The sequence below is a fragment of the Kribbella sp. NPDC056345 genome (assembly GCF_042262745.1).
Taxonomy (GTDB): domain Bacteria; phylum Actinomycetota; class Actinomycetes; order Propionibacteriales; family Kribbellaceae; genus Kribbella.
In genome coordinates, this window is sequence record NZ_JBHJQQ010000004.1 from 135,392 (window position 1) to 154,653 (window position 19,262).

At 68.5% G+C, this 19,262-nt stretch carries 19 protein-coding genes; 9 read left to right on the plus strand and 10 right to left on the minus strand.

Features of this window, described 5'->3' with window-relative positions:
• Window positions 1-51 precede the first annotated feature (51 nt).
• Both ACFCV3_RS15415 and ACFCV3_RS15420 read left to right on the plus strand, forming a co-directional pair.
• Window positions 52-1,476, plus strand: a complete 1,425-nt coding sequence (locus ACFCV3_RS15415; protein WP_376030559.1) for a beta-N-acetylhexosaminidase — start codon at window positions 52-54, stop codon at window positions 1,474-1,476.
• Between the two features lie 84 nt (window positions 1,477-1,560).
• Window positions 1,561-2,994, plus strand: a complete 1,434-nt coding sequence (locus ACFCV3_RS15420; protein WP_376030561.1) for a wax ester/triacylglycerol synthase family O-acyltransferase — start codon at window positions 1,561-1,563, stop codon at window positions 2,992-2,994.
• Here ACFCV3_RS15420 and ACFCV3_RS15425 read toward each other — a convergent pair.
• From ACFCV3_RS15425 to ACFCV3_RS15450, 6 genes are all read right to left on the minus strand, one after another.
• Window positions 2,944-6,186, minus strand: coding sequence for a BTAD domain-containing putative transcriptional regulator (locus ACFCV3_RS15425; protein ID WP_376030563.1), 3,243 nt, complete (start codon window positions 6,184-6,186; stop codon window positions 2,944-2,946). The two genes, ACFCV3_RS15420 and ACFCV3_RS15425, sit on opposite strands and share 51 nt — an antisense overlap.
• 68 nt (window positions 6,187-6,254) lie before the next feature.
• Entirely contained in the window at window positions 6,255-6,746 is a 492-nt protein-coding gene (locus tag ACFCV3_RS15430) for a peptidase inhibitor family I36 protein (RefSeq protein WP_376030565.1), read from the minus strand.
• A 56-nt stretch (window positions 6,747-6,802) separates the two neighbouring features.
• Window positions 6,803-7,285: an SRPBCC domain-containing protein gene (locus ACFCV3_RS15435; RefSeq protein WP_376030567.1), complete on the minus strand. Its 483-nt coding sequence runs from the start codon at window positions 7,283-7,285 to the stop codon at window positions 6,803-6,805.
• Window positions 7,266-7,631 carry an ArsR/SmtB family transcription factor gene (locus ACFCV3_RS15440; RefSeq protein WP_376030568.1) on the minus strand — a complete coding sequence of 122 codons (366 nt, stop codon included), beginning with the start codon at window positions 7,629-7,631 and terminating at the stop codon, window positions 7,266-7,268. The genes ACFCV3_RS15435 and ACFCV3_RS15440 overlap by 20 nt, the downstream gene beginning before the upstream one ends.
• A 50-nt stretch (window positions 7,632-7,681) precedes the next feature.
• Window positions 7,682-8,314: a VOC family protein gene (locus ACFCV3_RS15445; protein ID WP_376030570.1), complete on the minus strand. Its 633-nt coding sequence runs from the start codon at window positions 8,312-8,314 to the stop codon at window positions 7,682-7,684.
• A gap of 62 nt (window positions 8,315-8,376) precedes the next feature.
• Window positions 8,377-9,120, minus strand: coding sequence for a hypothetical protein (locus ACFCV3_RS15450; RefSeq protein ID WP_376030572.1), 744 nt, complete (start codon window positions 9,118-9,120; stop codon window positions 8,377-8,379).
• An 87-nt stretch (window positions 9,121-9,207) separates the two neighbouring features.
• Between ACFCV3_RS15450 and ACFCV3_RS15455 the strand changes: the two genes are divergently transcribed.
• From ACFCV3_RS15455 to ACFCV3_RS15480, 6 genes are read left to right on the plus strand one after another with little or no spacing between them, the layout of a single operon-like run.
• Window positions 9,208-10,140 (plus strand): Ppx/GppA family phosphatase, encoded by a 933-nt coding sequence (locus tag ACFCV3_RS15455; protein WP_376030574.1) that lies wholly within the window; start codon window positions 9,208-9,210, stop codon window positions 10,138-10,140.
• Between the two features lie 5 nt (window positions 10,141-10,145).
• A complete protein-coding gene (locus ACFCV3_RS15460) occupies window positions 10,146-11,009 on the plus strand; it encodes a sugar phosphate isomerase/epimerase family protein (protein ID WP_376030575.1) in 864 nt (287 codons plus the stop codon).
• On the plus strand, window positions 11,006-11,623 hold the full coding sequence (locus ACFCV3_RS15465) for a TetR family transcriptional regulator (RefSeq protein WP_376030577.1): 618 nt from the start codon (window positions 11,006-11,008) through the stop codon (window positions 11,621-11,623). Before ACFCV3_RS15460 ends, ACFCV3_RS15465 begins: the two co-directional genes overlap by 4 nt.
• A complete protein-coding gene (locus ACFCV3_RS15470) occupies window positions 11,620-12,186 on the plus strand; it encodes an HD domain-containing protein (protein ID WP_376030579.1) in 567 nt (188 codons plus the stop codon). The genes ACFCV3_RS15465 and ACFCV3_RS15470 overlap by 4 nt, the downstream gene beginning before the upstream one ends.
• Window positions 12,187-12,227: 41 nt before the next feature.
• Complete coding sequence (locus ACFCV3_RS15475; protein ID WP_376030581.1) at window positions 12,228-12,950, plus strand: ABC transporter ATP-binding protein; 723 nt, start codon at window positions 12,228-12,230, stop codon at window positions 12,948-12,950.
• Window positions 12,947-13,672 (plus strand): ABC transporter permease, encoded by a 726-nt coding sequence (locus tag ACFCV3_RS15480; RefSeq protein ID WP_376030583.1) that lies wholly within the window; start codon window positions 12,947-12,949, stop codon window positions 13,670-13,672. The genes ACFCV3_RS15475 and ACFCV3_RS15480 overlap by 4 nt, the downstream gene beginning before the upstream one ends.
• Window positions 13,673-13,710: 38 nt before the next feature.
• Here the strand turns inward: ACFCV3_RS15480 and ACFCV3_RS15485 are convergent, their stop codons facing one another.
• The 4 genes from ACFCV3_RS15485 to ACFCV3_RS15500 form a co-directional block, all read right to left on the minus strand.
• On the minus strand, window positions 13,711-14,766 hold the full coding sequence (locus ACFCV3_RS15485) for a hypothetical protein (RefSeq protein ID WP_376030585.1): 1,056 nt from the start codon (window positions 14,764-14,766) through the stop codon (window positions 13,711-13,713).
• An 11-nt stretch (window positions 14,767-14,777) separates the two neighbouring features.
• A complete protein-coding gene (locus ACFCV3_RS15490) occupies window positions 14,778-15,281 on the minus strand; it encodes a SigE family RNA polymerase sigma factor (RefSeq protein WP_376030586.1) in 504 nt (167 codons plus the stop codon).
• Between the two features lie 63 nt (window positions 15,282-15,344).
• Complete coding sequence (locus tag ACFCV3_RS15495; RefSeq protein WP_376030588.1) at window positions 15,345-16,658, minus strand: M1 family metallopeptidase; 1,314 nt, start codon at window positions 16,656-16,658, stop codon at window positions 15,345-15,347.
• 476 nt (window positions 16,659-17,134) lie between these two features.
• Entirely contained in the window at window positions 17,135-18,169 is a 1,035-nt protein-coding gene (locus tag ACFCV3_RS15500) for a DUF695 domain-containing protein (protein WP_376030589.1), read from the minus strand.
• A gap of 163 nt (window positions 18,170-18,332) precedes the next feature.
• Here ACFCV3_RS15500 and ACFCV3_RS15505 point away from each other — a divergent pair, with 163 nt between their 5' ends.
• Window positions 18,333-19,262, plus strand: coding sequence for a proline dehydrogenase family protein (locus tag ACFCV3_RS15505; RefSeq protein WP_376030591.1), 930 nt, complete (start codon window positions 18,333-18,335; stop codon window positions 19,260-19,262).

Sequence of the window (19,262 nt, forward strand, 5' to 3'; positions counted from 1 at the left end):
TATTTTTAGAATAGGGTTGCATAAATAACCCTGCCTGCTTTGGAGCCACCGATGCCCGACATCGCGATCGTCCCCGCGCCGCGCGAACTCACCGTCACCGACGCTCGCTGGATCACCGCGGACCCGGTCGCCGAGGCGATCCGCGACGTGGTCGAGAACCTCGATGACACCGAGTACCGGATCGACGTGACGGCGGACGGTGCCCGGCTGGCCGCGGGCTCCGAGGACGCGCTCCGGCACGCCGAGACGACGTACGGGCAGTTGCTCGACGCGGCCGAGCCGGCGGCGGACGGGAAGGTCGCCGTACCGGGGGTGCACATCGCGGACGCGCCGCGGTTCGCCTGGCGGGGTGTGATGCTCGATGTCGCACGGCACTTCATGCCGAAGGACTTCGTCCTCAAGGTGATCGACGTGCTCGCCCTGCACCGGCTGAACACGCTGCACTTCCACCTCACCGACGACCAGGGCTGGCGGGTCGAGATCGAGGCCTACCCGCGGCTCACCGAGGTCGGGGCGTGGCGGGACGAGACCATGGTCGGCAAGATGTCGCACCTGCAGACCGAGTTCACGTACGACGGCACCCGGCACGGCGGCTTCTACACCAAGGCCGAGCTGCGCGAGATCGTCGCGTACGCCGCCGAGCGCGGTATCACCGTGGTCCCGGAGATCGATCTGCCGGGCCACATGCAGGCCGCGATCGCGGCGTACCCGGAGCTCGGCAACTTCCCGGAGAACCAGCTGACGGTCCGCCAGGTCTGGGGGATCAGCGACGACGTGCTGAACGTGAACGACGAGACCGTCGAGTTCGTCCGGACCGTGCTGCGGGAGGTGCTGGACATCTTCCCGAGCCCGTACATCCACCTCGGCGGTGACGAGTGCCCGGCGGTGCAGTGGCGGGTGGCGGACGACGCGCAGAAGCGGCAGGCGGACCTCGGGCTCGACGACGCCCAGCAGCTGCAGGGCTGGTTCACCGAGCAGGTCGCGGTGGTGCTGGAGGAGGCCGGTCGCCGGCTGGTCGGTTGGGACGAGATGGTCGAGACCGACTGCCCGAAGGACGCCGTCATCATGGCGTGGCGCAGCGCCGAGCGTGGCGAGGTCGCGGTGAAGGCCGGGCACCAGACGGTGATGACGCCGTGCGAGTCGGTCTACTTCGACTACTACCAGGGCGACCCGGCCACTGAGCCGCTCGCCATCGGCGGCTTCATCCCGCTGGAGAAGGTGTACGACTTCGAGGTGATCCCGGCCGGTCTGAGCGACGCTGAGGCCGCGCTCATCATCGGCGCCCAGTGCAACGTCTGGACCGAGTACATGGAAGGCCCCGAGCAGGTCGGCTACATGCTGCTGCCGCGGCTGTCCGCCCTCGCCGAGCGCGCCTGGGGTTCCCCCAAGGTCTCGTACGACGAATTCCTCGGCCGCCTGCGTCCGCATCTGGCGCGCATCGAGTCGTTGGGTGTGAACTACCGACCGTTGGACTGATCTTTCCTGAGCCTTCAGTTGCTGAGGGGATAACAAAATCCCCCTCAGCGCTGTTAGCTGGGATAGAAGGCAGCGGAGGTGCTCATGACCGCAGTAGGACCACTCGACGCGATGTTCCTGCTCGGTGAGAGCCGGGAGCAGCCGATGCATGTCGGCGGGGTGATGCTGTTCGAGCTTCCCGAAGGTGCCGGGCGGGACCATGTCTTCCCGGAGGGGGCGCGGGACTTCGTGTCCCGGCTTTACCACGACATTCTGGCTGCGCCGAGAGTGAATCCGGTCTTCTCGCGCCGCGTCCGGAACCGGGCACTCGACCTCGGCTACTGGTCCTGGGAGCAGGACGACGACATCGACCTCGAGTACCACGTCCGGCTGTCCGGACTGGCTCGGCCGGGGCGGTTCCGCGAGCTGTTCGAGCTCACCAGTCGCCTGCACGGCACCCTGCTCGACCGGCACCGGCCGCTCTGGGAGATCCACCTGATCGAGGGTGTCCAGGGCAGGCGGTTCGCCGTCTACAGCAAGATCCATCACTCGATGATCGACGGCGTCACCGCGCTGAAGTGGATGCAGGACACCCTCACCACCGATCCCACGAGGACGGACATGCCGGCCACCTACGCGCTGCCGGCGAAGGAGTCTGTGGCGAGGAACGGCGGCGGAGTTCCTACTGCTACCGAACTGCTGGCTGCTGTGGGCCGTACGCCGGGTCGTGCTGCTCGCGCGGTAGGTGAGGTCGGGAAGACGCTGGCGAATGTCGCTGGGCTCACGCCCGTCGGACTGAAGAGTCTGTTGCACGAGCACTCGTCGGTGGCGTTTCAGGCACCGCGGACGATCTTCAACCAGGGGATCACCGGGGCGCGGCGGTTCGCGGCGCAGTCGTGGCCGATCGAGCGGCTGGAGAAGGTGCGCGCGATCACCGGCGCGACGCTGAACGACGTACTGCTCGCGATGTGTTCCGGTGCCTTGCGCAACTATCTGCTGGAGCAGAACGCCTTACCTGACAAGCCTTTGACGGCCATGGTGCCGGTGTCGTTGCGAGGTAAGGACGATGCACCTGGTGGCGGGAACGCGTTGTCGACGTTGATCGCGGATCTCGCCACGGACGAGGCGGATCCCGAGCGGCGGATCAAACGGATCACCGCATCGACGTCGTACAGCAAGGGGGTGTTGTCCGGGCTCAGCCCGTTGCAGAACCTGATGGTCGGCGCGCTCGGCTTCGCCGCCGCCGGCCCCTCCGCGGTTCTTCCGGGCGTCGCCGGGCTCACGAACCCGCCGTACAACCTGGTGATCTCGAACGTGCCCGGCCCGGCCGAGAGCCCGCTCTACTGGAACCGCTCCCGCCTGCTCGGCATGTACCCGGCGAGCATCGTGATGAACGGTCAGGCGCTGAACATCAGCGTCACCAGCTACGACCACCAGCTGCACTTCGGCCTGGTCGGCTGCCGCCGTACCGTCCCGCACCTGCAACGGCTACTCGCCCACCTTGAGACTTCCCTGTCCGGGCTCGAGAACATCCACTAGTGCGGCCTGTTCGCTGAGCAGCCGGAAGCCGCAGGCCTCGGCGATCGATGCGGCCTGTACGGCGGCCTCGGCCGCGGCTGCCGGTTCGCCGATCGCACGTCGCGCCTGGGACAGCGTGATCAGTGCCTCGGCTTCGAGGTACGGGTAGGTCCCGCGCGCGATCGGGAGGCAGGTCTCGATCCACCGCACAGCGGCGGGAGCGTCGCCGAGGGCGAGCTGGACCTGGGCGACCGTCGCGGCGGTCTTGGCCTGGGCGGCCGGGTCGTGGATGGTGACCGCGAGTTCGTAGGCCCGGTGAGCGGCCTGCAGTGCGGCCGGTCCGTCTCCGCGCTGGATGTACAACTTGGCCAGCTCGTCCAGGGTCGACAGCTCGCCGCGAGGGTACGAACTGCGATGGTGGGCATCCAGTACGTCGCTCAGCAGCGCGGCCGCACGGTCGGCCTCGCCCAGTTGGCGCACCGCACTCGCCAGGTTCCCTCGGATGGCGAGCGTCGCCATGTCGGGCCCGGTATCGCTGACCTGCAGGGCGGCGCCGAACAGGTCGGCTGCCTCCTGGAATTCGCCCTGATACAGCCGGATCATCCCGAGACTGTTGAGCACGATCGCGCGGAGGTGGCCGTGCTGGTTGTTCTCGGTCAGCTCGAGCGCGCGATGGGTCCACAGTTCCGCGTCGGCGAGTTGGCCTCGCAGCTGGTGAAACCATCCGATGATGTAGGCCAGGTAGGCAGCGGCTGCGGGCCAGCCGATGGCCAGGGCGAGACTGTAGGCAGTCAGACCGTCGGCCAGTCCCTCCTCATCCCGTCCAAGAGCTCCGACGGCCTGGCTGTGGCTGATCAGCATCGTGACCCGGGCCGCCTCGTCGCCGGCCGTTTCGGCAGCCGCCAGTCCAGCCTGTGCCGCCGGTAGCCAGGCGTCGACATGCCTGCGGTGCAGGAAATATCCCCGGAGCTGGTCGACGATCCGCCAGGACAGCGACCGGTCGTCGGAGTGCGCCGTGTTCTGCACGACCGCCAGCAGAGCGGTGACTTCTTCGTCGAGCCAATCGAGCGCGTCGGCTCGCGACCCGAAGAAGGTGCCTGGTGCGGGATGGGTAGCGAGCCGCACGAGTTGCGGGTGCACGAGATTCATCGCGGCCGTCGTCGCCTCGAGGTACCAGGCGTACAGCCGGGCCCGGGCGGCGGTGCCCTCGGCGTCGCCGGCGAGCAGCCGGCGCGAGTAGAGGCCGAGCAGATCGTGGAACCGGAAACGGTTCTTCGTGTGCTGCAGGAGCATGTTGGCCTCGAGCAGCACCTCGAGGACCCGATCGGCCGCTGCCGTCGGGATGCCGAGCAGCACTCCGGCGCTCTCGGCGCTGAAGTCGTCGCCAGGGTGCAGGCTGCACAGCCGGAACGCGCGCTGGGCGTCGGCGCTCAGGTCTGCGTAGCTCAGGTCGAAACTGCTGAGCACACTGGACTCGCCGAGGCTGAGCTCGGTGAGCCTTCTGTTGCCGTCCTCCAGCCGGTGGGCCAGATCGGCAACCGTCCACTGCCGCCGGGTGGCGAGTCGTGCGCCGGCGATGCGCAGTGCGAGGGGGAGCCGGGCGCAGGCCTCCGCGAGGGCACTCACCCCCGACCGATCGTCATCGAGCCGTCGGCTGCCGGCGGTAGCGGCAATCAGCAGGACCGCGTCGTCGTGCGGGAGCGGCTCAAGGTCCACGACGTGGGTGGTGGCGAGGTCCGGCAGCCGCCGTCGGCAGGTGATGATCACGTCGCTGCCACCGGCGCCTGGGAGCAGCGGCCGGATCTGCGCCGCGTCCTGGGCGTTGTCGAGCAGGATCAGCATCCGGCGGTCGGCGAGTTCGCTGCGCAACAGCGCGGCCGCTTCGGCGGCGTCGGTTCCGATCCGTCGCCCCGGTATGCCGAGTGCGCGGAGAAAGCGGCCGAGGATCTGCAACGGTTCCGGGGCCACCGCGTCGGCGCCACGCAGGTCGGCGTACAGCTGGCCGTCCGGGTACTGCGAGCGGAGACGATGGGCGGCGGCCAGGGCGAGGGCGGTCTTGCCGACTCCGGGGATCCCGCTGATCAGGACCGCTCGGGACGACAGCGCGCCGGGCCGGGCGAGCGTCGTACAGATCATGTCGAGCTCTTCGGCGCGCCCGATGAAGTCCGGAGGTGCGGACGGCGTTTGCTGGACGACAGTTCGTCTTGGTGGGGGCGATGTCCCACTGCGAAGTACTTCGAGATGTACGGCGCGGAGTCCGTCGCCCGGGTCGACGCCGAGCTGGTTGGCGAGTGTGGACCGGATCCGGTCGTACGTCGCGAGGGCCTCGGCCTGGCGATCCGCGGCCGCGAGGGTCTGGATCAGTTCGACATGGAGTGGCTCGTCGAGCTCTTGCCGTCCGGCCAGGTCACGCAGGGCTCGCAAGGCTTGTTCCGGCTGACCGGCGTCCCGCGCCAGCTTGGCGAGGGTCCGGACCGCGTCGGCGTACTCGTTCGAGATCGCGACGTAGAGCGGGTTGGTGTCGATCAGCTCGACATCGGTGGTCCCGCGCCACAGGTCGACGGCTTGGGAGAGTTTGGCCAACGCGGTGACTGGCTCGGCGTGGGCCGCTTCGGTCGTGAGAGCGCGAAACGCCAGCAGATCAAGGCTTTCGGTGCTGACCGCCAGCCGGTAACCGGCCGGTCCGCCGACAATCACCTCGGGGGCCGGACTGCCGGTCTCGAGCAGTCGCCGCAACCGGGCGATCCGGGTCTGCAAGAGGTTCGCCGCGTTGAGCGGGACGTCATGCGGCCAGAGCAGATCGATGAGTTCGGTCTGGGCGACCGTCGTACCGGCACTGAGAGCGAGCCTGGCCAGCAGAGCGCGTTGCGGTCCGCCGCCGATCGGTACGGCGACCTCGCCATGCCAGGCCTCCAGCGGGCCGAGGACACAGATGCGTAGCGGCCCGCCGCTGCTCGCGGCCGGGATCGTGACGGCTCGGCCGGCTATCGCGGCGGCTCGGAGCTTCTCCGCGTCCGCACTGCTCAGTGCGAGCGCGGCGGCGATGGAATCGATCGAGTCCCGCTTCGGGGCACGACTCCGGCCTTGCTCCAGATCGCGGATCGCACCCGCACTGAGGCCGGCCAGGTCGGCGAGTTCCCGTTGGGTCTGGCCGGCGTCCTGGCGGAGATTGCGCAGCAAATCACCGAAGCCAGTATCCCGGGGCGTGGGCACAGCGAGCATCCTACGCACTACAGGGCGCCAGGGCTGCCGGTCGTTTGACCGACAGCCCTTGTCGAGGCTCAGCCGCACGCCCCCGTCTCCCAGTTGTGGGAACGGAGCCAGCGCGGGGTGTTGAGCGTTCCGTGCTGGCCGCGAGGAGTGCAGCCGGCGTTGTACTCACGGTTGTAGTCGGGCCTGGTGTAGTAGCGAACGCCGCTGTACGCGGTGCTGGCCCCGTTGTTGTAGACCGATTTGACCTGGAGCTCGTCGGCCCAGGAACAGGTCACGCTGCCTTGCAGCCAGTGGTTGTCATTGCCGAACCATGCGCACGCACGGCCGGATCCACCGGTGCCGGAGTAAAAGCAGACATAGCCACTGGCGCAGGTCCAGGCGGGTGCGAACTCCTGCTTCTGTTCGTCCCACACCTGGCCGGTCTGCTCGGCGATCTGCCCCATCGACGCGGCAGTGGCCTTCTCGGTGGGCGCGGGAGCGGCACTGGCCGGCGCGGACAGCGCCAGCACGGTCGCAACGGCGCCCAGAACGGCGATCAACGATTTCCGGAAAGTAGTCATGGAGCGACGTTACGAACTGCGATCGCCGCGCCACTGTCCGTACTCCACCCGTACCGCTAGGCCAGCAGCGCGTCCATCTGGCCGATGGCTTCGGTCAGGCCCTCGGCCATGCCCATGCTGATCAGCTGCTCCATCTGCTCGCTGCTGTCGAAGACCGACCGCAGCTCCATCCGCGTGCCGCCGTCGTACGGGCTCAGCGTCATCGTGGTCGTGTTCGTCGGCATCGTGTCGACCGGCTTGCCCTCGGCATCCGCGAACCCGTCGACGAACTCCAGCGATTTCGGCTCGTCCACGGCGATCATCCGCCACCAGGCGTGGTGCTTGTCGCCCTCGGGACCCGTCATGAAGTAGGTGACCTGCCCGCCGGGCGTCAGGTCGTGGTCGACCACGGTTGCCGGGTACGTCGGCGGGCCCCACCACTGCTCGAGCTTCCGCGGATCGGCCCACAGGTCCCAGACCTGCTCGGTGGTCGCGCTGAACTCCGCCACCAGGGTCAGGGTCAGTGCGTCCAGGTCCTTGTCAACGCTCTTCACGCTCATCGTTCTCGTTCCCTTCGTCAAGAGGGCCGGCCTGCAGGAGGTCCGACATCCGGTCCACGCGGGCGCGCCAGACCGCTTCGAGCTGATCGATCGCCGCGCGGGCCTGGCGGACGGCCTCGACATCGGTCCGCACGAGCTGCTCCCGTCCGCTGCGCTCCTTGGTCACCAGCCCGGCCTGTTCCAGGACGGCGACGTGCTTCTGCACGGCCGCGAAGCTCATCGAGTAGTTCTCGGCGAGCCGGGACACGGACGCCTCGCCGACCAGGCAGCGGCGCACGATGTCGCGCCGCGTGCGGTCGGACAATGCGTGCAGCAAGCGATCGGCGACTTCTTCACGTACAACCATTTGGTTGTACGTTAGCCCTGCGGAAGGACCGGGGTCAAGGCCAGGGGGTTTCAGATCCGTACGACGCCGGTCGGGGTCTCGAACTGCGCCGCGATCAGGCCCGGCTGACCGTTCGGGCCGGCCCACTTCACGTCCAGGTCGTCGAGGAGGTGGTCGGCGGGGTGGCCGATCCAGTCGGTGACGCGGATCGGGTCGCCGGCGATCTCGAGCGCGGTCAGGCGAAGGTCCTTGCCGCCGACCGACGGGTGCTGGGTGAGATCGTCCCAGTGGATGAAGAACGGGAGCTGCGGGTCGGCGATCAGGCCCTTGACCCCGATCTGCCGCCAGGTGAGGTTCACCCCGTCGGGGCGGTGCCGGTTGCCGGGCACGGACTCACGGCCGAGCCGCCGTTCCATCCGGACCATGTCGCGGATCGCGACCACCCAGCCCAGCCAGCCGCCGCCGAGCTCCTTGCGGGCACGGACGGCCTGGCCGAACGGCGCCTTGTCGGAGGCAGGGTGGTCGAGCACGTCGACGACCTCGATGTAGCGGTCGTTCTCCAGCGGCAGGATGTAGTTGATCGTCCCGAAGCGGGGGTGCACGCCACCGTCGACGAACTCCGCACCGAGCAGCGCGGACAGTCGCCTCACAGTGGCCAGGCACCCGTCGGGGCCGGCTGCATACGACAGATGATCCAGACGCATGCCAGCATTCTGGCCCCAAATTCCGTCCGTTGGGGCGGAACGGAGTGTCGGTTGCGTGTCGGTCAGCGGGACGCGGGGTGCGGCAGCAGCGGGCGGGCCGTCTCCAGGCGCTGGCGGCAGAGGTCGGCGAGGACGTCGTACGCCTTCAGGCCCATCAGGGTCTGCAGCTCGACCTTGCTCGACTCGAAGACCGCCTCGACCGCGATATGTGCCTCGGTGTTACCGGTGCAGTACCAGTTCAGGTCGTGGCCGCCCGGGCCCCAGCCGCGGCGGTCGTACTCACCGATGCCGACCTCCGTGTACGTCGTCCCGTCCGGGCGCTCCACCTCGCGGAACGTCCGGCGGATCGGCAGCTGCCAGCAGACATCGGGCTTGGTCTCGACGAAGTGCACGCCCTTCTTCAGGGCCAGGCCGTGCAGCGAGCAGCCGCCCGTACCGCCGTTGAAACCGGGGCGGTTCAGGAAGATGCAGGCACCGTCGAAGACCCGGGTCTTGCGGTCGCCGTCGTCGTCGGTCTCGACCCAGCCGTTCCGCTTGCCTTCCTTGCGGAACTGCCAGTCCTCCTTGGTCAGCTCCTTCACGTACTCCTTGACGCGGTTCTCGTCCTCGTCGTCGGAGAAGTGCGCACCGAGCGTGCAGCAACCGTCGTTCGGCCGGCCTTTGTAGATGCCGGCGCACCCACCGCCGAAGATGCAGCTCCAGTTCGACGTCAGCCAGGTCAGGTCGCAGCGGAACACCTGATCCGGATCGTCAGGATCGGTGAACTCCACCCACGCACGGGGAAAATCAAGAGAAACCTCAGGCACCCGTGCAGCGTACGCGCCCGTTGCCACGAACTGCGAACGGCAACTCCGAAACAACTCTTCCACCTCCGGTCGAGTAGTTTGTTGGGTATGCGGCTCGGCGTACTCGACGTAGGTTCCAACACTGTCCACCTGCTCGTGGTGGATGCGCACCGCGGTGCCGCACCGCTACCGGCGTACTCGCACAAGACCGAGTTGCGGCTGGCCGAGCATCTCGACCAGGACGGCCGGATCGCCGACGCGGGCGCCGACGAGCTGGTCGCGTTCATCTCCGAGGCCGCCGAGCTGGCCGAGGACAAGGGCTGCGAGTCGGTGATGGCGTTCGCGACCTCCGCGCTGCGGGAGGCGCCGAACGGCGAGAAGGTGCTGGCGCGGGTGCGCTCGGAGAGCTCGGTCGATCTGCAGGTGCTGAGCGGGGTCGACGAGGCCCGGCTGACCTTCCTCGCGGTACGGCGCTGGTTCGGCTGGTCGTCCGGCCGGCTGGCGGTGTTCGACATCGGTGGCGGCTCGCTGGAGATCGCGGCCGGGTCCGACGAGGAGCCGACGGTCGCGGTCTCGGCACCCCTCGGGGCCGGGCGGCTGACCCGGGAGGGCCTGACCCAGGACCCGCCGGACAAGGACGAGGTCCGCGCGCTCCGCAAACGGATCCGGATGGAGATGGCCGCGGTCGCCGGGGGCGTACTGCGGGCCGGCAAGCCGCAGCGATCGGTCGCGACCAGCAAGACCTTCCGGTCGCTGGCCCGGATCTGTGGCGCTGCTCCGTCCGACGACGGTCCCTACGTGCCGCGCTCGCTGCACCGCAGCGACCTGGCCGAGTGGACACCGAAGCTGATCAAGATGTCGTCGGCCGAGCGGGCCTCCCTGCCCGGAGTGTCGGCTGGTCGCGCGTCGCAGCTGGTCGCCGGTGCACTGGTCGCCGACGCCGTGATGGACCTGTTCGACCTGTCCGCACTCGAGGTCTGCCCGTGGGCGCTGCGTGAAGGCGTCATTCTGTCCGAGCTCGACCAGCTGCAGCCCCGGTGAGCCCGATGCCCGCTGCCACCACTGCCAAGATCGGCCTGTCCACCGCTTCGGTCTACCCCGAGACGACCGCGAGTTGCTTCGAGCTGGCCTCCCGCCTCGGGTACGACGGGGTCGAGGTGATGGTCGGCATCGACCCGCTGAGTACCCAGATCGACGCCATCCAGCGGCTCGTCGACTACCACCAGCTGCCGGTGCTGGCGATCCACGCACCCTGTCTGCTGATCACGCAGCGGGTCTGGGGGACCGATCCGTGGGGCAAGCTCGAGCGGTCGGCCGAGGCCGCGAAGGACCTCGGGGCGGACGTCGTCGTCGTACATCCGCCATTCCGTTGGCAGCGTGACTACGCCCGCGGGTTCGTCGACGGGATCGCGCGGCTCGAGGACGAGACCGGTGTGATCTTCGCGGTCGAGAACATGTACCCGTGGCGCGCGCCCGGCAAGGGCCTGCAGGCGTACGCGCCGAGCTGGGACCCGACCGAGCAGACCTACGCACACACCACGCTCGACCTGTCGCACTCGTCGACCGCCGAGCAGGACTGCGTCGAGCTCGCCCGGACGATGGGCCGGACGCTCAAGCACATCCACCTCACCGACGGCACCGGCTCGGCCAAGGACGAGCACCTGGTGCCGGGCCGCGGCACCCAACGAGCTGCTGACCTGCTCACCACCCTGGCCAGCCAGGACTTCCGCGGGCACATCATCGTCGAGATCAACACCCGGCGCGCGACCAGCCGGTCCGAGCGTGAGGTCGACCTGATCGAGTCGCTCGAGTTCACCAAGAAGCACTTCACTGCGGCCAAGCAGAGCATCAGTCGCCGGTCCTCGTTCGCGGTCACCCCGGAGGGGGAGATCTCGGAGCTCACTCCGTGACAGCCCGCCGTACGACGGAGGGTCCTGCTGCTCGTTCCGGCCGGCCCGGGCGGCGTCCCGGCGGACCGGACACCCGTGGCGAGATCCTCGGCGCGGCCCGTAAATCCTTTGCGGACAAGGGATTCACGGCCACCTCGATCCGCGCGGTAGCCCGCGAGGCCGGCGTGGACGCGGCGTTGGTGCACCACTACTTCGACAGCAAGGACGAGCTGTTCATCGAGGCGATGGCGCTACCGGTCGACCCGCGTCAGGTCGCCGCCATCGTCATCGAAGGCCCCCGCGACGAGATCGGCCGACGGATCGCGACCGTGTTCCTCGGCGTCTGGGAATCGCCGGACGGGCAGCAGCGGATGCGAGCGATCGTCCGCAGCATCGCGGGTAGTGAAGAGGTCGCCCGGGTGATGCGCGAGGGCATCACCCAGCTCATCCTGCAGCCGGTCTCCAAGGCGCTGGACGTCCCCGACGCGCCACTGCGGGTCAGCCTGGTCGCGGCCCAGCTGATGGGGCTGGCGATGGTCCGCTACCTGATCGAGCTGGAGCCAGTCGTGTCCGTCGACCTGCAAACGCTGATCGACCGCCTGGCCCCCGTCCTCCAGCACCACCTCACCGGGTGATCCCGACCGACCGCGAGATCCTCGCGATCCACCGGGAGGCGGCACCGACCCGGGCCGCCTTCGAGTCGGTCTACACCCATTGCCAGATCGTGTGCACGCTGGCCGAGCAGTTCTTCGCCGGGCTGGACGTCGACACCGATCTCGTCCGGGCCGGGGCGCTGCTGCACGATCTCGGCGTCTACCGGGTCGACGGTACGGCGTACGTCCGGCACGGCGTCCTCGGCCACGAAACCCTTGCTGCGCTGGGATTCCCGGAGGAGATCTGCCGGTTCGCGTCCTGCCATACGGGCGTCGGGATCACGCGGGACGACGTACTGACCCAGCAATTGCCGATCCCGGTGGCGGACTATCGGCCGCGGACCAGGGAGGAGGAGCTGGTGATGTATGCCGACAAGTTCCACAGCAAGCGGCTGCCTCCGGTGTTCGTGAGCGGGGACAGCTACGAGGTGATCGTCAGTCGCTGGGGTGTGGACAAGGCGGCGACCTTCGTGGACCTGCGGCGCCGGTACGGCGACCCGGCGCTCGACGGGTTGAGCGCTGCGACGGGACACGCGGTGGTCTGAGGTCTTGCCAACCGGGCCGCTGCGGTGGCTTAATTCATCACATGGTGAAAAACGCGGTGAGTTGCCGGGATGTCGTGGTGGTGCGCGGCGATCGGGAGGTCCTGCACGGGGTGGACTTCGACCTGCGGGCCGGGTCGGTGACCGGGTTGCTGGGGCCGTCGGGGTGTGGGAAGACGACGCTGATCCGCGCGATCGTGGGGTTACAGGCGCGGGTTTCGGGGTCGGTGTCGGTGCTGGGGGAGCCCGCTGGGTCCGTCGGGCTCCGTGGGCGGATCGGGTACCTGACCCAGGAGCCCAGTGTGTACGGCGATCTGACGGTGGTCGAGAATCTACGGTTCTTCGCGGCGGTGCTCGGGGCGGAAGCGGACGACGTACAGCGGGTTGTCGACGCAGTGGACCTGCGGTCGCATGCCGACGTACGGGTGGATCGGTTGTCGGGTGGGCAGCGCTCGCGGGCCTCGCTGGCGGCCGCGTTGCTGGGGTCGCCGGAGTTGCTGGTGCTGGATGAGCCGACGGTGGGGCTGGATCCGGTCCTGCGGCGGGACCTCTGGGAACTGTTCCATCGGCTGGCGGATGCGGGAGCCACGCTGCTGGTCTCCAGTCACGTGATGGACGAGGCCGCACGCTGCGATCGGCTGCTGCTGATGCGAGACGGCGAACTGCTGGCCGATGACACCCCGCAGGCCCTGCTCGACGCGGTCGGAACCGATGACATCGAGCAGGCATTCCTGACGCTGATCGAACGGAAGGCGGAAGCGCGATGACTCTGCGAGTGACGTTGGCTGTTGCCGCGCGAGTGCTGTCGCAGTTGCGGCGAGACCATCGCACGGTGGCGATGCTGATCGTGATGCCGGCGCTGCTGGTCACGTTGATGTGGTGGATGTTCCACGACTCACCGACCACCTTCGACCGCGTCGGTGGGCCGCTGCTGGCGGTGTTCCCGGCGATCATCATGTTCATCGTGACGTCGGTGGCGACCCTGCGCGAGCGGTCGAGCGGAACGTTGTCGCGGTTGTTCACGCTGCCGATGGCCAAGCTCGATTTCCTGCTCGGCTATGCCATCGCCTTCGCGGTGATCGCCGTCGTCCAGGCCCTCGTGGTGGTCTCGATCGCCTTGTACGCCTTGGATCTGGACATCCAGGGCGCCGCCTGGCAACTCGGCGTGGTGGCGGTTCTCGACGGCGTCCTCGGTACGGCGCTCGGCCTGTTCGCCAGCGCCTTCGCCGCCACCGAGTTCCAGGCCGTCCAGATGATGCCGGCGGTGATGATCCCGCAACTCCTGCTCTGCGGGCTCCTGCTGCCGCGGGACCAACTTCCCGACGTACTGCACGCCGTCAGTACCGTCCTACCACTCTCCTACGCCGTCGACGCGGTGACAGGAGTTGCCCAAGGCAACAGTCCGGTCGCGGAGATCCTCGTCGTACTGGGCTTCATCGTCGCGGCCCTGGGCCTCGGAGCCGCGACGCTGAAACGCCGTACCGCCTAGGTGAACGCCGGCCCACGGACGGGCCGGCGTTCAGTGGTTCAGCCGCCGATCTTCTTCAGGAATTTCCCGTTCTTGTCGTAGGCCTTGTAGACCGGGTACTCGGGCTTCTTCGGGTCGCCCGTCCAGGTGTGGGGTTCGATCGCCCAGGTGCTGGCCCACCAACCGTCCTTGGCCGGCGTCCGGTACGACTTGCCGTGCAGGCTGACCTCGACCGTGGCGGTCTCGGCCGGAGCGCGTCCCCAGGCGGTGGCGGAGCCCTTGCCGCACTTCTTCGTCGAGCTGTCACAGGGTCCGCCACCGTAACCGGCAGCGAACATCTCCGCCCACTTCTTCCCACGGGCGGGGGCGAGGATCGGATCCCGGTCGGGCTCCGGGGCCTGCAGGCGGGAGAACAAGGTGTTCGTCATGTCGCCCATGGGGCCGCCGCGGCTGTCGAGGCTGCAGGCGATCATGCTGCGACCCGACGGAGAGACTGCGATGATCTGTGCCTGCTTGAGCGTCGCCGACCGGTCGGCGGCCATGATGCGCCATCCGGTGACATCGACCCAGGTCTGCACCGAGCAGTTTCGCAACTGGCCCGCCGCGGTCTTGGGCAGTGGGTCGGCCGCCGCCGCGGCGACCAGCTTCGCCGACGGCTTGTCGCCGCCGGGGATCTGGCAGAAGCGCCGAGCTTTCGCCGGGAGCTTCGGCATCTCGTACGACGGCTTGCTCCCGACCCGGTGCGTCCGCGCGGAGGACTTGAGCTTCTGATGCTGACCGGGATACCGCAGGTCGCAGAGCTGCTGAGCCTGCTCATGGGTGACGTCGACGAAGAGTGCCGCCTCACCGTGCGGCAGGCCCGGGACGGCCTCGAACTGCGAGCTCTCCGCACCGGCGACGCCCGGGTCCTGACCGGCCGAGCTGAGGTTGGGGATCAGGCTGGCGGCTAGGGCGATCGCGGCGACGCCGGCGATACCACCGCTGGCGCCCAGCAACCGGCGGCGGCGCAGGCCGCGACGGCCTCGGGTGAGTACCGCGGAAGTATCGAAGGCGGGCAGCGGTTCGGCCTCGGCAACGCGGTGCAGCTGAGCACTGACTTCGGGGTCGTTGTACATCGGGTCCTCCTTCACAGCGCCGGGCTTGGTCGGCGGGTCATGGCTTTGCGGAGAGTGTCGAGGCCACGGGCTGCCTGGCTCTTGACGGTGCCTTCGGAGCAGCCGAGTACCTCGGCGGTCTGCTCGATGGACAGGTCCTCGTAGTACCGGAGGACCACACAGGCGCGTTGCCGTGGTGCGAGTGTGCGCAGCGCTTCGAGGACTTCGTCGCGGCTCGCGTGGCCGGCGGTGAAGTCCTCGGTGACCGGCTGGTCGGGCACTGCGGCGATCGTCACCTCGCGCCGCCACGGTCGCCGGCCGCCGTCGTACGCGGCGTTGACGACCATCCGGCGCGCATAGGCGAACGGATTGCCGACCCGGTTGACCTTCGGCCAGTGCAGGTACAGCTTGTACAGCGCGTCCTGCACGATGTCGTCAGCCTTGTGCCGGTCGCCACTGATCAGGTACGCCGTTCTTCGCAGCGACGGATTGGCCGTCTCCACGAACTCCACAAACGCCTGGTCCCGCTCGCTCATCCGTGCCCTCCCGCTCTCAGGTCCCCCTCAAGACGGAAGGGCGGCGTACCGGGGTTGCATGTCTCAGAGGTTTGGTTTGCCGGGCTGGTAGACCCAGGTCTGGAAGAAGGTGCCGAGGTCGCGGTGGGTGAGTCGCTCGACGAACTCGATGAAGGTCTGGGTGGAGACGTTGCTGTGCCGGTGGGTGGTCGGCCACTGCTTGAGGAGCCGGAAGAACGCCCGCTCGCCGATCTTCAGGCGCAGGGCGTGCAGGGTCATCGCACCGCGGGTGTAGACGAGGTCGTTGTAGATCCTGTCCCGGCCGGGGTCGGCCACCTTGCCACTCCAGTCCCGGTCCTCGGCGTAGGCCTCGTCGAAGGTCTTCTGGACCGGGATGCCGTTGAACTTCTCCTGGTAGAGCCACTCCGAGTAGGTGGCGAAGCCTTCGTTGAGCCAGATGTCCGACCAACGTGCCGGGGTGAGGCTGTCGCCGAACCACTGGTGACCGAGCTCGTGGGCAAGCAGGCCACCGCGGACGTTGCTGCTGCGCTGGTCGTACACTGGCCGGCTCTGGGTCTCGAGCGCGTAGTGGACGCCGACGTCGGCCATGATCCCGCCAGTGGAGTCGAACGGGTAGCGCCCGTACAACGAGGACTGCCACTGGACGATCTGCGCGGTGGTGTCGTTGAACAGCTTGCCCTGACCGGCCTTGGTGTCGATCGACTTGCCGATGGCGGTGATGTTGTCCAGGCCGTCGCTCGTCCGGGTGCGGGTGACGTTGTAGTTCCCGATCGCGATCATGCCCAGTTCACTGGCCATCGGCTTGTTCATGTGCCAGCGGAACGTGGTCTTGCCGGCGTGCTTGGTGGTCGGGCCGGGTTCACCGTTGGCCAGCACGGTCAGTCCGGTCGGCACCGTGATGGTCTGGCTGTACGTCGCCTTGTCGGCCGTGGTGTCGTTCACCGGGTAGTAGGTCGCCGCACCGATCGGCTGGTTGAGCGCAACCGCGCCGTCCTTGGTGGCCGCCCAGCCGGAGATGCCCAACGCCGGGTCGTCGATCTTCTGCGGAACACCCGCATACGACACCGCCACCACAAACCTGCTCCCACGCCACAACCCGCGCGACGGAGTGATCACCAACTCCTGCGCACCAGTCCGGGTGAACGACGCAGCCCGACCGTTGACCGTCAGCTTGCTGATCGTCAACGGTCCCAGAAAGTCCAGGTTGAACCGCGACAGATTCTGCGTGGCCCTGGCGGTGATCGTCGTCGTCGCGTCGATCGCCTTGCTCGCCGGATCGAACCCGAGCCGGATGTCGTAATGACTGACGTCGTACCCACCGTTCCCCATGTCCGGGAAGTAGGAATCCCCGGCCCCGGGAGCCCCCGGCAAGAACACCGGCGCAGCATTCGCCGTCAGATTCGACGCCCCCACCAACCCCAACGCCAGGACAACGGACACAAACCCGCGACGACGCCCCACAAGTCCTCCTAGATTGCCGGCAACGAACCCCCAGCAGACTAAGCGACCAAAGGCTGTCACCGGCCGGACCGCCATCACCGTCCAACCCACCCAGCAGCACCCCTCCCCGCCTGAGCCCACCCTAGGTCCGCGCGGCGTGACCACCTCAGGGCCCGGACCCCCAGCCCATCACAACTGCCCCGCACCCACCGCCCTCACGCTCACCCGTTGCCCGAACAAGCAATTGCAATGGCCCTGGGGTCCGCATCCACGACAACTGCAGTTGGCGAGCGGCCGCCCGCAGCACCGCGCCGCACAACCACGTCAGCCCGGCGTGCGACCGCCTCAGCCCACGGGCACGAGCCTCGGGCGCGACTCCCACTCACTCCATCCCAGTCGTGTGAGAGGGGGGACTAGCCCGAGAGGTGGGAGACGTTGTCCCAGGCTGGGTCTTGGGTGGTCGTGACGGCTACTTTGCCGTGGGTCCAGCCGGGGGTGGCGGCTTGGAGCTGGGCGGCGGCGGGGGTGGTGCCGTCGGTGTAGTAGTGCAGGAGGCGGGTGCCGGCGGAGGTTTCGTGGGCGAGGAGGTTGCCGGAGCCGCCGAGGCGGGCGGTGAGGTGGTCCTCGAAGGCGCGGAGTTCGTCGAGCATGTCGGACTCGGGGAGGCCGTCGTCGCGGACCACGGGGTAGCCGACGGAGATCTCGACGTGGGTGTCGAGGTGCGGGCGGCGGATGGAGCGCAGGGGGTATTCGGCGGTCGCGATCAGGCGTTGGCCGTTGCGGGTTCCCTCGAGCATCTTCCAGGCGGGGCTGCCGTCCTCGAGGGTGTGTTCGGCCGCGAAGCCCGCGACGGCGGGCAGCAGGGTGTTGATCGGCCGGGCGTCGACGGGTGGGCGGTCGAGGGTGTCGATGGCGCCGATCCAGGTCTCGACCATCTCCTCACCGAGGACGAGGTCGAGGATCAGGAAGGTGACCCGCTGCCGCACCTCGGCCGGCAGATCGGGGAACGCCGGATGAAACACGCCGACGTGGATCGCGGAGGCGTCCGGATCGACCTCGACAACGGCTTGCTCGATCGGTACGGCAGGCAGTCCCTCGAACTGGATCGTGCTGATCGGCCCCGGTCGCCGCAGATCGGCGTACTCCCACAACTCGTCGGAAACCGGCGCCGAGCGGAGCCAGCGGCGGGCGGTCGCGCGGCGGCTCGGGTTCCCGGCGGCGGTGACGATGAGGGCGTGCTGGGCGTGCAGGCCGGGTCCCAGCTCCCAGTCGAGCTCGGGGTGGACGCGGTTCACCCACTCGCTCAGGGTCGCGCCGATCGCGGCGGGTTCCTTCCGGGCGATCGCTTCGGCGACGAGCGTCGCGCCGGCCGAGGTCCACCAGGTCCAGAACGCGCCGATCGGGTCGGCCTCCACGACGGCCGCCTTGCGACGCTTGAAGATGGGCATACGTCCCATCTTCCCTCGCCAGAGGTGCGGATACCGTCCGTAATCAAACCAGTACGCGACTGGTGTGGTCCCGGCCACAGGATTATGGGGCGCCTGGTTCAGGCGCGTAACCTGCAGACACCACTGGCATACGGGGCCGGGTGGCTTGAGGAGGAGAACAGAAGTGCTTCGGCGAGTCCTGCTGGGCATGTCCCGCAGCCCCCAGATCAAGAAGGCCGTCTCGGCCATGCCGGTCTCCAGTGGCATCGTGGCCCGGTTCGTGGCCGGCGAGACCGCTCCGGAGGCCGTGCTGGCCACCGAGAAGCTGGTCAGCAACGGCCTGAACGTCACCCTGGACCACCTCGGTGAGGACGTCACCGACCTGTCCGCGGCGACCGCGACCGTGGACGCCTACCTCGAGCTGCTCCGCAAGCTCTCCGAAGCCGGCCTGACCAAGAACGCCGAGGTGTCGGTCAAGCTGTCCGCCGTCGGCCAGGCGCTGCCCGGTGACGGCGAGAAGATCGCCCTGGAGAACGCCCGGACGATCTGCCACGCCGCCCGCAACGCCGGTACGACGGTCACCCTCGACATGGAGGACCACACCACCACCGACTCCACCCTGGGCATCCTGCGCGAGCTGCGCCAGGACTTCCCGGAGACCGGTGCGGTGCTGCAGGCCTACCTGCGCCGGACCGAGGGCGACTGCCGCGACCTCGCGCACGCCGGTTCCCGGGTCCGCCTCTGCAAGGGTGCCTACAAGGAGCCCGAGTCGGTCGCCTTCCAGGACAAGCGCCAGGTCGACAAGGCATACGTCCGGGCGCTGAAGATCCTGATGAACGGCGCCGGCTACCCGATGATCGCCTCGCACGACCCGCGGCTGATCGCCATCGCCGGCTCACTCGCCGACCGCGCGAACCGCCAGCCGGGCAGCTTCGAGTACCAGATGCTCTTCGGCATCCGCCCCGAGGAGCAGCTCCGGCTGGCCGGCCTCGGCCACACCATGCGGGTCTACATCCCGTACGGCGAGGACTGGTACGGCTACCTGGTTCGCCGCCTGGCCGAGCGCCCGGCCAACCTCCAGTTCTTCGCCCGCTCCCTGATCAGCAAGAAGTAG

Bases quoted from the DNA above. Each gene is read 5' to 3' on its own strand.
- ACFCV3_RS15420 (WP_376030561.1), top strand. From the start codon at position 1,561: ATGACCGCAGTAGGACCACTCGACGCGATGTTCCTGCTCGGTGAGAGC.
- ACFCV3_RS15430 (WP_376030565.1), bottom strand. From the start codon at position 6,746: ATGACTACTTTCCGGAAATCGTTGATCGCCGTTCTGGGCGCCGTTGCG.
- ACFCV3_RS15460 (WP_376030575.1), top strand. From the start codon at position 10,146: ATGCCCGCTGCCACCACTGCCAAGATCGGCCTGTCCACCGCTTCGGTC.
- ACFCV3_RS15455 (WP_376030574.1), top strand. From the start codon at position 9,208: ATGCGGCTCGGCGTACTCGACGTAGGTTCCAACACTGTCCACCTGCTC.
- ACFCV3_RS15480 (WP_376030583.1), top strand. From the start codon at position 12,947: ATGACTCTGCGAGTGACGTTGGCTGTTGCCGCGCGAGTGCTGTCGCAG.
- ACFCV3_RS15415 (WP_376030559.1), top strand. From the start codon at position 52: ATGCCCGACATCGCGATCGTCCCCGCGCCGCGCGAACTCACCGTCACC.
- ACFCV3_RS15445 (WP_376030570.1), bottom strand. From the start codon at position 8,314: ATGCGTCTGGATCATCTGTCGTATGCAGCCGGCCCCGACGGGTGCCTG.
- ACFCV3_RS15500 (WP_376030589.1), bottom strand. From the start codon at position 18,169: ATGCCCATCTTCAAGCGTCGCAAGGCGGCCGTCGTGGAGGCCGACCCG.
- ACFCV3_RS15490 (WP_376030586.1), bottom strand. From the start codon at position 15,281: ATGAGCGAGCGGGACCAGGCGTTTGTGGAGTTCGTGGAGACGGCCAAT.
- ACFCV3_RS15435 (WP_376030567.1), bottom strand. From the start codon at position 7,285: ATGAGCGTGAAGAGCGTTGACAAGGACCTGGACGCACTGACCCTGACC.
- ACFCV3_RS15440 (WP_376030568.1), bottom strand. From the start codon at position 7,631: ATGGTTGTACGTGAAGAAGTCGCCGATCGCTTGCTGCACGCATTGTCC.
- ACFCV3_RS15485 (WP_376030585.1), bottom strand. From the start codon at position 14,766: ATGTACAACGACCCCGAAGTCAGTGCTCAGCTGCACCGCGTTGCCGAG.
- ACFCV3_RS15475 (WP_376030581.1), top strand. From the start codon at position 12,228: ATGGTGAAAAACGCGGTGAGTTGCCGGGATGTCGTGGTGGTGCGCGGC.